This is a genomic window from Actinomyces sp. HMSC065F12 (assembly GCF_001814535.1).
Classification (GTDB): Bacteria; Actinomycetota; Actinomycetes; order Actinomycetales; family Actinomycetaceae; genus Pauljensenia; species Pauljensenia radingae_A.
The window spans coordinates 1-12,317 of record NZ_KV816935.1; the positions used below are offsets into that span (position 1 = coordinate 1).

At 59.9% G+C, this 12,317-nt stretch carries 9 protein-coding genes; 4 read left to right on the forward strand and 5 right to left on the reverse strand.

Going from position 1 to position 12,317, the window contains the following annotated elements; genetic code table 11:
* Window positions 1-286: 286 nt before the first annotated feature.
* Window positions 287-994: an exonuclease domain-containing protein gene (locus tag HMPREF2975_RS00015; protein WP_070724876.1), complete on the reverse strand. Its 708-nt coding sequence runs from the start codon at window positions 992-994 to the stop codon at window positions 287-289.
* Between the two features lie 208 nt (window positions 995-1,202).
* Here HMPREF2975_RS00015 and HMPREF2975_RS00020 point away from each other — a divergent pair, with 208 nt between their 5' ends.
* Window positions 1,203-2,327, forward strand: a complete 1,125-nt coding sequence (locus tag HMPREF2975_RS00020; protein ID WP_058237114.1) for a GuaB3 family IMP dehydrogenase-related protein — start codon at window positions 1,203-1,205, stop codon at window positions 2,325-2,327.
* Window positions 2,328-2,613: 286 nt separating this feature from the next.
* Here HMPREF2975_RS00020 and phoA read toward each other — a convergent pair whose 3' ends face one another.
* Entirely contained in the window at window positions 2,614-5,877 is a 3,264-nt protein-coding gene (gene phoA, locus HMPREF2975_RS00025) for an alkaline phosphatase (protein ID WP_070724879.1), read from the reverse strand.
* A gap of 329 nt (window positions 5,878-6,206) precedes the next feature.
* Here phoA and HMPREF2975_RS00030 point away from each other — a divergent pair, with 329 nt between their 5' ends.
* The 3 genes from HMPREF2975_RS00030 (at window position 6,207) to HMPREF2975_RS00040 (ending at window position 10,442) form a co-directional block, all read left to right on the forward strand.
* Window positions 6,207-7,250 carry a LacI family DNA-binding transcriptional regulator gene (locus HMPREF2975_RS00030; protein ID WP_070724883.1) on the forward strand — a complete coding sequence of 348 codons (1,044 nt, stop codon included), beginning with the start codon at window positions 6,207-6,209 and terminating at the stop codon, window positions 7,248-7,250.
* Window positions 7,251-7,410: 160 nt separating this feature from the next.
* Window positions 7,411-8,799, forward strand: coding sequence for a class II fumarate hydratase (locus HMPREF2975_RS00035; RefSeq protein WP_070724886.1), 1,389 nt, complete (start codon window positions 7,411-7,413; stop codon window positions 8,797-8,799).
* Between the two features lie 299 nt (window positions 8,800-9,098).
* Window positions 9,099-10,442: an MFS transporter gene (locus tag HMPREF2975_RS00040; protein ID WP_070724890.1), complete on the forward strand. Its 1,344-nt coding sequence runs from the start codon at window positions 9,099-9,101 to the stop codon at window positions 10,440-10,442.
* Between the two features lie 60 nt (window positions 10,443-10,502).
* Here HMPREF2975_RS00040 and HMPREF2975_RS00045 read toward each other — a convergent pair whose 3' ends face one another.
* From HMPREF2975_RS00045 to HMPREF2975_RS00050, 3 genes are read right to left on the reverse strand one after another with little or no spacing between them, the layout of a single operon-like run.
* Window positions 10,503-10,916 (reverse strand): hypothetical protein, encoded by a 414-nt coding sequence (locus HMPREF2975_RS00045; RefSeq protein ID WP_070724894.1) that lies wholly within the window; start codon window positions 10,914-10,916, stop codon window positions 10,503-10,505.
* The gene (locus HMPREF2975_RS12385; RefSeq protein ID WP_157886380.1) at window positions 10,907-11,062 is read right to left on the reverse strand and encodes a hypothetical protein; all 156 of its coding nucleotides are present in this window, start codon (window positions 11,060-11,062) and stop codon (window positions 10,907-10,909) included. Before HMPREF2975_RS12385 ends, HMPREF2975_RS00045 begins: the two co-directional genes overlap by 10 nt.
* 34 nt (window positions 11,063-11,096) lie before the next feature.
* Window positions 11,097-12,302 carry an acetate/propionate family kinase gene (locus HMPREF2975_RS00050; RefSeq protein WP_058237108.1) on the reverse strand — a complete coding sequence of 402 codons (1,206 nt, stop codon included), beginning with the start codon at window positions 12,300-12,302 and terminating at the stop codon, window positions 11,097-11,099.
* Window positions 12,303-12,317 lie beyond the last annotated feature (15 nt).

The window sequence follows — 12,317 nt, forward strand, 5'->3', positions numbered from 1 at the left end:
ACCCCACCAAGTCCTCACCGACCACGCCGAAAAAGCCCACGGACACTAACCCACGAGAAGAGAACGCCAAGCCAACAGGGAAAAGCAGCGACTGAGCGGAGGAGAGGGCTAGAGAACTAGAGAGTCTGCACATCTGCTTAGTGACAGGTGGCACTGGTGCTGCATGTACAACTAAGTCGGCAGCATGCCAACATGACAAGACTGCAGCTTGGCCGGCCACAGCACCGCGGCACGCCAGCACAGACGGACAGTGAAAACGTCGAATACAGTGCGGGTAAACCGTCGGCTACAGCGGCCACTCAGTGTTGATGTGCTCCACACGCCCCTTCGAGCGCAGGAATTCTTCAAAATGGATCGCCCATTCACGGTGCGCACGCTTCTCAAAGGCATGGACCTCGGCGCCACTCATGGTCGTGATCTGCGGGTACGCACGAGCGATCGCTGCCAACAGATCTAAGGTCATGGCAACATCAACTTCCGCAGTGTGCGCGTTTTCATCCAGCGGCACCCCGTATGCCGGTGCGAGAATAGCCAACGTTCGTTTGCCCCTTCGATAGCGATTGAGCGCCCGATCCAGCACGAGCGGATCCAGCAACGGCGCGGGTTCGCCCCCTAACCGTTCCGCGAGTGAGCCCGCACCATGACGCCGCAGCTCAGCATCAAGCAAACTCACGTCATACGAACCATTAAACGCAACAACCGGGAAGCCGTTCGACCAGTGATCGACCAGCGCAGAGGCTACCTCGTCAAGCACTTCGACGATCGGGCGGCCATGCTCGCGCGCATACGCGGTCGAAATCCCGTGAACCTCCGACGCCCTCGCGGGAATCTCGATGCCAGGATCGGCCAGCCACGTGCGCACCTCGTCTCTTCCAGCGTCCATCACACCGTGCTCGCGACGTACGAGGGCGGCCGTGACAAGTCGGTCTTCATCGACATTGACGCCGGTTGTTTCGAGGTCAAAGCCAAGCCACGGCTCATTGGTCCACGTCATTTTCTGCTCCTTTTCTTGTGCTGCCCTTGGCGAGCTGATCCACCCACTGACAGGTCGATCTGTCAGTCGCTTAGCTGTGCTGCCTGTCGATGTCCAGTGTGCACTGAAGCGTGGGCATTTGTGAACTATCCCCGTGCTGAGCTGCACTATCATGACAGCGCTCATGTGAATCGAACACTACATCCACCCGGACAGCTAGGATCGAAGTGTGAGCTATGAAGTTGAAATCGGCAGAGGAAAACGCGGCCGGCGAGCCTATTCGCTCGATGACATCGCACTGATCCCAGCCAGACGCACCCGCGATCCTGAGGACGTCAACGTCGGCTGGCAAATTGACGCGTACCACGTGGATATCCCGATCATGGCAGCGCCCATGGACTCGGTGATGAGTCCGAAAACCGCGATCGAGTTCGGCAAACTCGGTGGAATCGGCGTGCTCGACCTCGACGGCCTGTGGACACGGTATGAGGATGCGGACGCCGTTCTCGAAGAAATCGAACAGCTGGATGAAGAACACTCGATTGCGCGCCTGCAGCAGATCTACTCTGAGCCGATTAAACCTGAGCTCATCACTGCACGCCTACAAGAAATTCGCCAGGCCGGAGTGGTAGTCGCCGGTAAATTGTCGCCCCAGCGCACTCAGCGCTACTGGCGCTCAGTGGTCGAGGCAGGTGTGGATCTCTTCGTCATTCGCGGAACCACCGTTTCCGCCGAACACGTGTCCTCTCACCGTGAGCCGCTCAACCTCAAGCGCTTCATCTACGAGCTGGATGTGCCGGTCATCGTTGGCGGCGTGTGCACCACGACCGCTGCCCTGCACCTCATGCGCACTGGCGCAGCGGGAGTTTTGGTCGGCTTTGGTGGGGGAGCGGCACATTCGACGCGCCAGTCGCTGGGTGTTCATGCTCCCACCGCAACGGCAATCGCTGATGTCGCGGCCGCGCGACGCGACTACATGGACGAGTCGGGTGGCCGATATGTGCATGTCATCGCCGATGGTGGTATAGGGCGCTCAGGCGATATGACCAAGGCGATTGCCTGCGGCGCTGACGCAGTGATGCTGGGCGCAGCTCTGGCCCGCGCGGAGGAGGCTCCGGGCCGCGGATGGCATTGGGGCTCCGAGGCCACCCACCCGGATATGCCGCGAGGCCACCGCGCCTACGTCGGCACAGTCGGCTCGATGAAACAGATCCTCTACGGCCCTTCCACCAGGGCGGACGGTTCACTGAACTTCGTAGGCGCGTTGCGGCGCACGATGGCGTCGACCGGATTTTCGGAAGTCAAGGATTTGCAGCGTGTCGAAGTTGTGGTCAGCCCCTATACGCCCTCGTAGCCGCCCGCGGGCCGCCAAGAGATACACGCGCCGCACAGTGGGCGGCCAGCTCCTACGCCCCTCGCAAACGCCTGCGTGTCGTTATTAAGGCCTGCGTACAGCAGGCCGACCCTTGCATAACCTCGTACACCCCTCCGCTGCTTGTTTCAGACAACAGGTATCGTTTCTGGACAGCAAGTTGCCCTCGTCAGTAATTGACGAGGGCGACTGCGTGAGCTCGCCGGGCGAAAAACTCACATGTGAGGCCCCTGAGGCACGGCGAGCGCTCCGCGAAGGAGCTTAGGGATTAGTGTGAGCGGCGACGCGTGTACAGACCTGCGCCAGCGCCGAGCGTGACGAGCACAGCAGCTGCGGCCGCGAGCGGAATTGCGGTTGAGCCGGTGCGTGCCATTCCCGGACGGCTGGCAGCGTACTTCTTGTCGCCAGCATCGGTGCCTTGGCCCTTACCAGTGGTGTCGGGCTTGACCTGACCCTTACCGCCGGCAGGATCGGTGCCCTTTCCTTTGCCTTGGTCAGGGGTCTCTGACGTGGCGACGAATTGATTATCGACAGCCAGCGGCGCGGAATCAAAGCCAAGAGCATTGATCATCGTGTAGTACAGGTCGGACTGGTCGGTGCGACCCACAACGTTCTCAGCACCCGGGCCGGAGGCTGCGACGCGCAGCTGTGCACCGGTGTGTCCCTGGCCGCCGAGAGCCACGTCATCGTCGTTGCTTCCAACGTTGGCGTAGTTGATCACCATGTCGGAGCCATCGGCTGTGCGCAGCTTGGTGGTGCGGCCGAATGTCTCGGTGCCCCCGCTGGTGATCTGGCTGGTATGCGCGTGATCAGCGGTTACCACAATCAGGGTTGGCTGGCCGCTGGCGGCGACCCAGTTCTGTGCCACCTGGATGGCCTGGTCGAGGTCGTCGAGCTCGCCGATCTGGCCGCATGCGTCAGCAGCATGATCGGCCTTGTCGATCGAGGCTGCCTCCACCTGCAGGAAGAAGCCCTTGTCGTTCTGCAGCAGGTTGATGGCCTTCTTAGTCATTGCTGCCAGTGTGGGGATCTCCGCGGTGCGCTCCGGGTTGAACTCACAGGACTGGGCCGGAAGCGAAGCGCCATCCGTGGTCGGAACCGTCTCGTTGAACATGCGGGGCATGTTGCCGGGGGAGAACAGTCCCAGAACAGGTGCATCCTGGTTGGCGTTGGTGACAGCATCAAGCTCATCGGCGGTGGTGACCACCTGGAAACCGTTGTCCCTGGCGTTGTCGACGACGGACTTGCCGGCAGTCCACTTCGTGGTGTCGCCCCATGTGCCGTCAACCTGAACTGTCTGGTCGAAGGCCTTTGCGCCACCGCCCAGTGTCACGTCAGCGCGCACGTCCACGAGCTGCTCGGAGATCGATCCGAGTCCGCCGTTTTCACGGAACTGCTTCAGGTACTCATCACCCTGGCAGGAGCTGCTGTTCTTGTCGTATTCAGGTCCGTAGCACTTGCGGTTCAGTGCGTGAACGGCAGCGCCGGCAGGTGTGGCGTCCTGGATTTCAGAGGTGGTGACGTTACCGGTCTTGTACCCGGCCGCTTTCGCCTTCTCCATCAGGTTTGACACAGCATTTCCCTGCAGGTCCACACCGATCGCGCCGTTGTAGGTCTTGGTACCTGTTGACCATTCGCTGGCGGAGGCAGCCGAGTCGGTCACGTAGTTGACTGTGCCGTCCTTATTGAGTGCGAAGTGCGTGTAGGAGCCTGTGTAGTCGAGATTGTCGACTCCGGGCAGGCGTCCGTTTGCACCGTACAGGTAGTTGCGCGCGGAGGTGATTTCCGAATCGCCCATGCCGTCTCCGATGAACAAGATGACGTTCTTGGCTTCGCCTTCAGAACCTGAACGCTGCGGGCCGTCTGCACCGTACTGTGAACATTCGCCGGCTGCGGGCACGTGAACCGTGCCGTCCTTTTCAACAATCCTGCAGGTGGTGAATGCATCCTGAGCGGGAACGGGCTTTGGCAGCGTTCCTGTGGGCACTGCGGTGCGGGCGCTGGATCCGTTGCCTGCACTGTTCAGGTATGGGTTCATGTTCAGAGCATTGGCGATGGTGAAGAACAGGTCGGTTTGGTCGGTCTGACCCAGAACATTTTCTTCACCCGGACCGAAAGCAGCGATGCGCAACTGAGCGCCCGTGTGCTGCTGCGACCCGCTGGCATTCGTGCCATACGCGATGCTCATGGTGGAATTGTCAGCGGTGAGCAGGCGCGTCACCGGGGAGACGTTGTCGGAACCATCAGCCACGATCTGGCTTGTGTGAGAGTGATCAGCAGTGACGATGACCAGCGTCTGACCATCCCGCTTGGCGAATTCGAGGGCAGCCTGGGTTGCCTGGTCAAGGCGCTCGGTCTCACCGATCTGGCCGCATGCGTCTGACGCGTGGTCGCGCTTGTCGATGGAGGCAGACTCGATCTGGAGGAAGAAGCCCTTATCGTTGTCCTTGTTCAGGAGTTCGATAGCCTTGTCGGTCATGGCTTCCAGTTCAGGCTCAGTGCCGATGTCCTGCTTCGTGCACTGGATGGCCTCGCCCTTCGCTCCGCCAATCGTGGCCTGTGACGGCGCGAAGGTGGTCGTCATGTTGCTTGGTGCGAAGAGGCCCAGAACAGGGGTATCTTGGTTAGCTACGGTCACCTGATTCAGTTCGTCAGCGGTGGTCACCACCTGGTAGCCATTGTTCTTGGCATTGTCGAGGACGCTTGCGCCCTTCATCCAGGTAGTGTTGTACTTCGCGCTACCGGTCAGGAACGGGTTCGTGTTGCCGGAATCAGCCATGACCTCTGTGTCGAAGAATGATGCGCCACCGCCGAGGGTGATGTCGGCGCGGGTATCGATGAGCTGCTCAGAAATGGAACCCAGGCCGCCGTTAACGCGCTGATCTTCGGGGCACTTCGCTTTCTTCTTGCCGGATGGGGCGTAGCACGAGCGAGCAGTTACGTGAGCGCCCATGACGGCAGGTGTTGCGTCCTGGATCTCTGACGTCGTGATGTTACCGGTGCGCATGCCCTTGTTCTTCGCCACTTCGATGAGGTTGGCGACGGGCTGACCCTTGATGTCAACGCTGATCGCATTGTTGTAGGTCTTCGTGCCTGTTGCCCATGCGGTACCCGATGCAGCTGAGTCGGTGACGTAGTTGAACGAGCCGTCCTTGTTGACCGAGTGGTGAGTGTACAGTCCCTCACTGGTCAGCTCGTCGATTCCTTTGAAACGGCCGGCAGCGCCGACGAGGTAGTTACGAGCAGCGGTGATTTCCTGCTGGCCCATGCCGTCGCCGATGATGAGAATAACGTTCTTTGCGTGAGCGTCAGTGCGTCCCTGACCCTCCACACCGTATTGCGCACAATCGCCCGGCTGCAGAGCAACAACGTTGCCATCGGAGTCGAATGCAGTGCATTGTTCTGGTTTGTTGGTCTCATGCGTCGTGGGGGAGTCGGCGACACCTGCCGCCATGCACAGGGGTGTCAGAACCAGAGCCAGAGCACCGGTTCCACACGCCAGACCCACGCGCCGATTACGACGTGAATGCATCTTCCTGCCTTCATCTGGAGGTGTTACTGGATGTTCTTCGCTGCGCACGCAAGGAAAGGCAGAAGCGTAACGACGAACTATCTGTAGCAAAGCAGCCCAACGCAACAGTTCGGTGACACCGTGTAACAGAAAGGTAAACACTTCAAAACTATGCAGGTCACCAAGTGCCGCCTGACGAATCTGATGACGCTATCATTCAAGAAAGAACGCTGGTCTCGCGTCCAGATGCCGTCTGTTCGTGGCGGTCTGGACCCCTCGACCGTCGACGATGATTGATCAATCACATGCGGTGCGCGCGGTCAAGGGTGAGATGACTGAAAGGACATGAGATGCCGGTTCGTCGCAAGCGCGCGTCAATGGCTGATGTCGCCAAACTTGCGGGTGTTTCCCCGCAGACCGTTTCACGCGTCTCAAACGGCGAACCCTACGTTGTCGACGACAAACGCCAACGAGTCTTCGAAGCGATGAAAGAACTGGGATACAGACCCAACAGTGCGGCACGCGCCATGAAACGCGGCTCGTTCGACACCCTGGGAGTGGTGTACTACTCCCTGCATGACGTTGGGAACTACCGTTCCCTTGAAGCCATTTCAGAGGCGGCAGCTGAGCGCGGATACGCCACCACGTTGATACCGCTTCAGGCGTCGACTCGGCGCGCCACTGACGGCGCATTCACCAAACTCGGTGAGATGACTGTGGACGCTGCCATTGCCATTATCCCGTCACAATTCCAGGATGACGCGGCTCTCCACCTGCCGCAGGGCATCCCCTTGGTCGTCCTCGGCCCACGCCTGTGGGACGAGGCAAGCGCCGTTGACTTCGAACAAACGTCAGGCGTGAGCGACGCCATGCATCACCTGATCGATCTGGGACACCAGCACATTGACCATATCAGCGGACCGACGGACTCCTATTCCGCGCAGGCGCGACGCCGCATCTATGAAGCGGTACTGTCCGAATCTAAACTTCCAGCAGGACGCATCTGGCGCGGTGACTGGAGTCCACAATCGGGCTATCTGGCGTGCAGCGCGTTGCTTGACGCGGTGTGTGAGAAGCGCACAGACATGCCGACCGCCATCTTCGTGGCCAACGACCAGATGGCGCTGGGAGCATTTCGCGCCCTGCTCGAACGCGGTCTGCGCGTTCCCGAGGACGTTTCGCTGATCGGTTTTGACAATATTGACGAGGCAGTGGAGTTCCCGACGCCGCTGACCACAGTCATTCAAGACTGGGACAAAGTGGGAGCCAATGCTGTTGACCTTGCTATTGAGATGCTCAACGGTGGTGCACCGACACTGCGTTCAGTCCCAACCCGCCTCATCGTCCGCCAGTCAACGTCAGAGCCAGGTGGACACGGCCGCCCTCGTCAATAGCCTGTGCGCGACGGAGGAGCAAGCGTGCGCGGGCAGGAACGATCCGCGCGACGGCAGACTGTGCGAGGCGCTTCACCGACAGTCCCACGAAAGTCCCTCGCCGAAGCGGGCAATATGACGGACAATAGGAACGACATAGTTTTCCACCCAAGGAGCTTTCATGACTGAATACCGTATCGAGCACGACACGATGGGTGAGGTTCGCGTCCCCGCCGACGCACTCTACCGCGCGCAGACGCAGCGAGCAGTGGAGAACTTCCCGATCTCGGGTGAGCGGCTGAACTCCCACCACATTGCGGCTCTGGGCGAAATCAAGCGCGCAGCGGCGCTGGCCAACCTGGAGCTCGGCGTGATCGACCAGGAAACGTCGGATGCCATCGTTGCCGCCGCCGATGAGGTCATCGCCGGTCAGCACGACGACAACTTCCCGATCGACATCTTCCAGACCGGCTCGGGCACGTCGTCAAACATGAACACCAACGAGGTGATCGCCACGCTGGCAACCCGTGCCTCCGGTAAGGAGATTCACCCGAACGACCACGTCAACGCCTCGCAGTCCTCCAACGACGTGTTCCCCTCTTCGATCCATATCGCCGCATATCAGGCGGTCGTTGAGGTGCTGCAGCCAGGACTGAAGAAACTGCACGCCTCGCTGGACGCCAAGGCGAAAGAGTTTGCCAATATCGTCAAGTCGGGACGCACCCACCTGATGGATGCCACACCGATCATGCTGGGCCAGGAATTCTCCGGATATGCAGCACAGATCTCGCATGGCCTGGATCGCATTGAAGCAGCGCTGCCCCGCCTGGCTGAATTGCCGCTGGGCGGTACGGCCGTAGGCACCGGCATCAACACGCCGGAGGGCTTCTCGGCTCGAGTGATCGAACTGATCGCCGAGCACACCGGTTTGCCATTGCGCGAAGCAGACAACCACTTCGAGGCTCAGGCCGCTCAGGATTCGCTGGTCGAACTGTCGGGTGCGCTGCGCACGGTTGCTGTGTCGCTGGTGAAGATCGCCAACGATCTGCGGTGGATGGGCTCCGGCCCGCGCGCCGGTATTGGTGAGATTCACCTGCCCGACTTGCAGCCAGGCTCCTCAATCATGCCCGGCAAGGTCAATCCGGTTCTGCCTGAAGCAACTGTGCAGGTTGCCGCTCAGGTCATTGGCAACGATGCGGCGATCACGTTTGCCGGTTCGCAGGGCAACTTCGACCTGCTGGTGATGCTGCCCGTGATGGCCGCCAATCTGCTGCAGTCGATCAACATCGTGGGCAACGTGACGGCAGTACTGGCCGAGCGCTGCATTGACGGCATCGTGGCGGACGAAGAGCGCTGCCTGACGCTGGCGCAGTCCTCACCGTCAATCGTGACGCCGCTGAACCGCCTGATCGGATACGAAAACGCTGCCAAGATCGCGAAGCACTCCGTCAAGAAGGGCCTCACAGTGCGTGAGGCAGCCCTTGACCTGGGATTCGTGGAGCGTGGTGAGCTGACCGAAGAACAGCTGGACAAGGCTCTGGATGTTCACTCAATGACCGGTTCATTCTGATTCGTTGGTGAATCACACTGACTGAAGTCAGGAACGAGGGCGGCTCTGCTGAGTCGCCCTCGTTTTGTTGTCTGCGCGGCAGCTGAATCGCCGAGTGGTCGCATGCAAGCGACCACTCGGCAACACCCCCGGCACCATCTGGCGTCATCCCGGTACTATCCCGGCAGCATCAGGAGACGGTACTGTGTCCGATGAGCATGACGAAGCGCCATGATTTCTCGCGCCTGCCCTGCGAAAGGATTAGCATGGAACGCGTCCTACCGACAGGTCAATTACCGTGCGGGTCTTGAGGAGAACACGTGCCCCCAACGAATCAGAAAGTGACATTCCAGCAGGCACGAGCAGCCCGCCTGGCTGTCGCCGCGCTGTTCTTCACGAACGGTGCCCTTTTTTCGAACCCGATACCCAGGTACCCTGAAATCAAAGACATCTTCGCGCTGTCTGATTCAATTTACGGTCTGACCATCGCACTGTTCCCACTGGGAGCAATCTGCGCAGGACCACTGGCGGGAGCGTTCATCCGCCGCTTTTCATCCGCTCGCACAGCATGCCTGGGAACCGTGGGGATCGGTGTATTCCTCTCAATCGTCGGACTGATCGCCACGTGGCGCGCATCCCTTGGCGCGCAGGCAACCGGAACAACACTGGCCACTGCCGTCTACATACTGTACGCCGTCATGTTTTTCTCTGGCGGCGCGTTCGACTCCGTGACCGACGTGGGACAAAATGCCCACGGCCTGCGTGTACAGAAACTCTATGGGCGTTCCATCATTAATTCCTTCCACGCGGCGTGGTCCATCGGTGCAGTGGCTGGCGGCCTCATGGGCTCCCTCGCCACCTCGCTGCACATTCCGCTGGGCTGGCACCTGACCGGCTCATCACTGATCTTCATCATTGTCGGATTCACTGCGTACCGCTTCACCCTTCCCGGCAGCGATGACGTACCGGAGCGTATCGAACGCATCACCGACGCCGAATCAATGACATTGTCGGGACGCACAACACCGGGAGGCCCCGATATCGCCAGTGACCAAGCGGAATCAACTCAGACGCAGCAGGTACGTCCGGTGGCCATCAGCACTCTTGTTGCCATCACAACGCTGACATTCCTGTCGATCTCAGGAACGCTGGTTGAAGACGCCGGAAACGCGTGGTCCGCTCTGATTATGCGCGACTATCTGGGGATCCCCGGTGGAGCTGCAGGACTCGCGTTTGTCGTGCTGCTCTTCTCGCAGGCCATCGGCCGAATCGTTGCTGACAAGGTGATCGACGCGATCGGTGCGCGCGGGACGAGTTTCATAGGCGGTGCCATGGTGCTTGTCGGCGGTGTTGTTGCCTTCGTCTACCCGCATGTGGCCACGATGATCCTCGCGATGGTTCTTGCCGGTGCGGGATGCTCGGCAATTGTGCCAATCGCCATGAACGCGGCAGACAACATTCCCGGGATGAAAACAGGTAGTGGCCTGACAATCGTGACGTGGTTGATGCGCTTGGCGTTTCTGCTGTCGCCGCCGATCATGGGCATGATTGTTGAAGCTACTTCGTTGCGGGCAGTCCTGGCCGTGCTTGCCGTCAGTGGCGCATTGACATTGGCGACGGCGTGGATCATTGCCCCTCGCGATCGACGAGGGCGACTGAGCTAAGCCGCCGCACTTCCAGCGAAGCGCCTGTGCCTCGCAGTGGGCAGCAGCGCTGGGCGCGGCTCAGTCAGAGTCAGAATCCACGTCAGATTCTGAAGCCACAGCTGCGCGTGCCGCAGACTTCGCTCCAGCACGCGCCAACCATTGCACCAGTGCAGCGGTGAACAGACCCATGCAGATCAGGATCAGGACAAAAGAAGAAAAATCGTCGCCCATAAACAACAACGTCATGATGATTGCAATGGAGTGGACGGCACAGATGATACCGGCGGCACCGACCAGTGGCCACGCTGCACGATGAGCGGCACGCCATGCTCCTTCGCTGACGCGCGCTTCTTCAATCGGGATACCCCACGATGATCCCATGGGGAGGTCAGGGCGTCGAATACGCCGGGCCTGGTTGATAAGGTAGCCGCCGGCAGCCAGCAAAATAGCCGCGCTGACCCACGCGAAGATGGTGAAAACAGCTAGAGCCATGTCTCCGTACTTTCTGTATCAATGCGCAGGGCAGCGATCACATCTGTGCGCAGCACCATCGGTTCATCGTTCCTCCTCCGAATATCAGAGGAAGGGAATCCGGTCACGCCCCGAGGAGCCAGATCCGAGAGGAATACCTCAGACATGTCTCCTCAGGAGCGCTTCCGGGAACCTGTTCTTTCAGTCGTGCTGAGCCAGGCTCAAAGCCTGACGTGCAATCGCCAGCTCCTCGTTGGTGGGGTAGCACAAAACGGTGACTGACGAATCAGGGTGTGACAGGACGATCGGAGCCTTGACATGCCAGTTTTCCCAGTTCAGATCATGGTTGATCTTCACACCGAACGGTGCGAGGGCATCACATAGCTCTTCACGCACGCCCGGATCGTTTTCGCCAATGCCAGCGGTAAACGTCAAGGCGTCCAGTCCGCCCAGCTCCGTCCAGTACGCGCCCACATATTTTACCAGGCGATGAATGTACACATCCATGCCCGCGCGTGCGCGCTTGGAAATCTCCTCAGGACCGTTTTCAATGAGCTCCCAGTTGGTGCGCATGTCAGCTTCGCCGGTCATGCCCTTCATGCCGGAGCGCTTGTTGAGGAATTCGTCAACCTGATCAACTGTCATACCTGCTTCGCGCTGCAGGTGGAACACAACAGCTGGATCGATGTCGCCTGAACGAGTGCCCATCACCAGGCCCTCCAGAGGCGTCAACCCCATCGAGGTGTCGATCGCGCGCCCGCTGTCCACGGCCGAGGCCGACGCGCCGTTGCCCAAGTGCAGCACAATCTGCTTGAGGTCATCGCGGCCCAGCATCTTGGAAACCTCTTCGGAGACGAACTGGTGAGACGTGCCATGAGCACCATAGCGGCGGATACCGTACTGGCGGGCAACATCGCGGTCAATCGCATACATTGCCGACGCCTCGGGCAGATGCTGGAAGAACGCGGTGTCAAAGACTGCCACGTGCGGTACGTCGGGCATCAGCTCACGCGCAACATCGATGCCTTTGAGGTGTGCAGGGTTGTGCAACGGTGCCAGCGTGCACAGCTTTTCAATCAACGCGCGCACATGATCGTCCACCAGTGCGGGCCCATCGAAGTAGGATCCGCCCTGCACGATTCGGTGGCCAACGGCCACAATCCCAGCTTCAGCAAGCGTGGGGCCAACCTCGTCAAAAATGGCGAGAACCTTCTGCAGCCCATCACCGTGATCGGGGACCGGCTCTTTACGAACGAGTTCCTCGCCCGCATGCTTGTGCGTGATGATGCCGACCGGCTCACCGATTCGTTCGACGATTCCTTTGGCGAGGACGTCTCCCGACACGGGGTTGATCAGCTGATATTTAATGGAGGACGATCCGGAGTTGATGACCAGAACTGTGGACACGCGGGTGGCCTTTCG

Excerpts from the sequence above, each read along its gene's own strand:
- HMPREF2975_RS00045 (WP_070724894.1), bottom strand. The coding sequence starts at position 10,916 with ATGGCTCTAGCTGTTTTCACCATCTTCGCGTGGGTCAGCGCGGCTATT.
- HMPREF2975_RS12385 (WP_157886380.1), bottom strand. The coding sequence starts at position 11,062 with ATGTCTGAGGTATTCCTCTCGGATCTGGCTCCTCGGGGCGTGACCGGA.
- HMPREF2975_RS00030 (WP_070724883.1), top strand. The coding sequence starts at position 6,207 with ATGCCGGTTCGTCGCAAGCGCGCGTCAATGGCTGATGTCGCCAAACTT.
- HMPREF2975_RS00015 (WP_070724876.1), bottom strand. The coding sequence starts at position 994 with ATGACGTGGACCAATGAGCCGTGGCTTGGCTTTGACCTCGAAACAACC.
- HMPREF2975_RS00035 (WP_070724886.1), top strand. The coding sequence starts at position 7,411 with ATGACTGAATACCGTATCGAGCACGACACGATGGGTGAGGTTCGCGTC.
- phoA (WP_070724879.1), bottom strand. The coding sequence starts at position 5,877 with ATGCATTCACGTCGTAATCGGCGCGTGGGTCTGGCGTGTGGAACCGGT.